The following is a 1,432-nucleotide window of genomic DNA, read 5'->3' as shown; positions in this document are numbered from 1 at the left end:
TCGCCGCGCGCAGGTAGGCCTCCGGGTCCTCGAGCGGTTCCGAACGCGGAACGTCCAGCAGCGAAAAATCGACATCGGCCATGTCAAGAGATCCTTGCCCATCCGCACCCGATCACCAAGCGTCCACCACCGTATTGGCTTACTTCGCAGGGAGTTTCGGCGCTGTGTACCCGCCGTTCACTTTGGCAACACGGGTGTGCGGTCCCGCGGCTGAGTCTGCTTTGCGCCGACGGTCGGGTGTGACCTTTATGCGCTGCGGCCCTGAGGCTATGTTCTCTGTAGCGGAAGGGGACGGATCATGGCGGCGGACAACGGCATACCGGCGTGGCTCATCGGTAGCGCGGAGTGCGAATGATCGAGTTCACCCTCACCCGAACCGCGAGAGCGCCGATCGAGACCGTGTTCGACGCCATGACCGACCACCGCGCGATCGCCCGGCACACGCGGCTGTTCCGACGCAGCACGCTTGATCGCGAGGGAACCCCCGCTCCGAACGGTGTCGGTGCGATCAGACGTCTGGTGGCGATCGGGCCCCCGTTCGTCGAGGAGATCATCGAGTATGAGCGGCCCACCCGCTACGCGTACAAGATGCTCTCGGGCGCACCGACGCGCGATCACATCGGCACGATCCGGCTGCGCGAAACATGCACTGGAACCGAGGTCAGCTGGCATCTACGGTCAACGCTGAAGATCCCCGGTGCTGACCGGCTGATGCTGCCTGTGTTCAAGAAGGTCATCGACGAGCTCCTCAAGGGCGGCGTCGCCGCCGCCGAGCGTCGCAGCTAAGCCGCGCGGTTGTGTAGCCGGCGCGGGTCGACGCCCGACCGCCGCCACGCGGTTGCCGCCCACGGGGTGTAGATCGCGCCGATGGGCAGCCGGTTGATCAGCGGGTTGAGCGCGCGCATGGCGGCCGCGAACCGTTGGAATCGCTTCTCTTTCTTCGCATTCCACTCCAGTTGGCAGACCTCGCGCATCTGCTGCGGCATAGTCCCGACCAACACCAGGCGGGTGTAGGCGTTCAGCGGGGCGGACAGCACCTTCCAAACCGGGCCGGGAATCCAGCGCGGGCCCGGGATTCCCTTCCTGATGTAGCCGGTCCCGTACAGGACGGTCTTGTGCGAGACGAACCGCTCGAGCATCTCGTCCCAGTAGGCGAGGAACTCGTCGTAGGTCTGCGGCTGGCCGCGGTCGCTGACGCCGTAGAGGCTGTACCACACCTTGCCCTCGTCGAAGATCCGCTCCTTCTCCGCGTGCGACAGCCGGCGGATGAACGTGTCGGTGTTGTAGATGACCTGATCGACGAAGCTGGCGTGTGCCCAGTAGAAGAGTTCGGGATTCAGCGCGTGATACCTCGACCCGTCGCTGATGGTGCCCTTGATCGTCTTGTGGAAGTCGCGCACCTTGCGGCCCCACTCGCGCGGCTCGTCGGAGT

At 65.1% G+C, this 1,432-nt stretch carries 2 protein-coding genes; one reads left to right on the top strand and one right to left on the bottom strand.

The window, feature by feature from the left end:
- The first annotated feature begins 351 nt into the window (after positions 1–351).
- On the top strand, positions 352–786 hold the full coding sequence (locus tag A5704_RS07585; RefSeq protein ID WP_067888252.1) for an SRPBCC family protein: 435 nt from the start codon (positions 352–354) through the stop codon (positions 784–786).
- Here the strand turns inward: A5704_RS07585 and A5704_RS07580 are convergent.
- Positions 783–1,432, bottom strand: a 650-nt coding sequence (locus A5704_RS07580; RefSeq protein WP_067888250.1) for an oxygenase MpaB family protein, incomplete at its 5' end; no start/stop codon positions are given. The two genes, A5704_RS07585 and A5704_RS07580, sit on opposite strands and share 4 nt — an antisense overlap.

Source organism: Mycobacterium sp. E735 (assembly GCF_001666955.1).
In the GTDB taxonomy this organism is placed as follows: domain Bacteria; phylum Actinomycetota; class Actinomycetes; order Mycobacteriales; family Mycobacteriaceae; genus Mycobacterium.
Note: the sequence above shows the minus strand (reverse complement) of the source record. Positions and strands in the feature narration are given on the sequence as shown.

Excerpts from the sequence above, each read along its gene's own strand:
- A5704_RS07585 (WP_067888252.1), top strand. The coding sequence starts at position 352 with ATGATCGAGTTCACCCTCACCCGAACCGCGAGAGCGCCGATCGAGACC.